The organism is Streptomyces sp. P5F9 (genome assembly GCF_057961495.1).
In genome coordinates this window covers 1-1,120 of the sequence record NZ_JBXVPZ010000952.1, presented here as the reverse complement: position 1 = coordinate 1,120, position 1,120 = coordinate 1, and the positions used below count along the sequence as shown (strand labels likewise).

The window sequence follows — 1,120 nt, the reverse complement described above, 5'->3', positions numbered from 1 at the left end:
GGCCGGCTGTGCCCCGAGGGTGACCCGACACATAAGGAGTGCGCGGTGACACCGGAGAAGACGAATCGCGAGCAACGCCCCGAGGAACACACGGAGCGTGCGGGCCACCGGTCCGACGAGCTCGGCAGCCTGGCCGTGTGGGCACGGTCCGCCCCCATCCGACTCGCGGGCTACGAGGACGACCTCGCCGAGCCCCACATCCTGCCCAGCGTGGACTGACCCCCGCAGACCCCTTCGCGATCGCCGACAGCATGGGCGTGCGAAGATCGCGCCCATGCCGATCAGAGAAGCCGCGGCCGACGACTGGCCGCGGATCTGGCCTTTCTGGCACCGGATCGTCGCCGCCGGCGACACCTACACCTGGGCCCGGGACACCTCCGAAGAGGCGGCCCGGGCCTTGTGGACGAGCCCGCCGAAGCGCGTGTACGTCGCCGGGGACGAGAGCGGGACCGTCGTCGGCTCGGCCTTCGTCACCCCGAACTACGGCGGCCCCGCCGACCGTATCGCCAACGCCGGCTTCATGGTCGACCCCGATCACGGCGGCCGCGGCATCGGCCGTGCCCTGGCCGAGCACATCCTCACCACCGCCCGCGACCAGGGCTTCCGAGGCATGGTCTTCAACGCCGTCGTCGAGACCAACCCCGCCGTCAAGCTCTGGCTCTCCCTCGGCTTCACGATCCTGGGCACGGTGCCGGACGCGTTCGAGCATCCCCGGGACGGGCGCGTGGGCCTGCACGTCATGTACCGCGCCCTCTAGGAGCACACCTTCGGGAGGGCGCGTTCGAGAAGTACGTTCAGAGGGCGCCTTCTAGTCGAGCGGCGCCGTCCGCACCCACGGCCGCAGCTTCTCCAGCTCCTCCGCCACTTCCAGCAGCGCCGCCTCCGACCCCGGCCGCCCCACCAGCTGTACGGCGCAGGGCGCGCCGGAGGGCAGGGTGCCGAACGGGACCGACATGGCCGGCCAGCCGGTGAGGTTCCACGGAGGCGTCAGCGGCGAGTAGGTGGTGTTCGCCAGCACATTGCGCAGCCAGCCCCGCTCGTGCCACGGCCCGGCCTTGGGAGAGCGGCGGGCCAGCGCCGCGGTCAGCAGGATGTCGTACTCGGCGAAGAACGGCGCCAG

At 71.7% G+C, this 1,120-nt stretch carries 3 protein-coding genes; 2 read left to right on the top strand and 1 reads right to left on the bottom strand.

The genetic code is table 11. The features are described 5' to 3' along the window. Positions 1–219: hypothetical protein (locus AC31A1_RS51755; RefSeq protein WP_489659967.1), on the top strand; the 219-nt coding region annotated here is incomplete at its 5' end. A 55-nt stretch (positions 220–274) separates the two neighbouring features. After that, complete coding sequence (locus AC31A1_RS51750) at positions 275–757, top strand: GNAT family N-acetyltransferase (RefSeq protein ID WP_489659966.1); 483 nt, start codon at positions 275–277, stop codon at positions 755–757. Between the two features lie 51 nt (positions 758–808). Here AC31A1_RS51750 and AC31A1_RS51745 read toward each other — a convergent pair. After that, on the bottom strand, positions 809–1,120 hold a 312-nt coding region (locus AC31A1_RS51745), incomplete at its 5' end, for an amidase family protein (protein WP_489659965.1).

Excerpts from the sequence above, each read along its gene's own strand:
- AC31A1_RS51750 (WP_489659966.1), top strand. The coding sequence starts at position 275 with ATGCCGATCAGAGAAGCCGCGGCCGACGACTGGCCGCGGATCTGGCCT.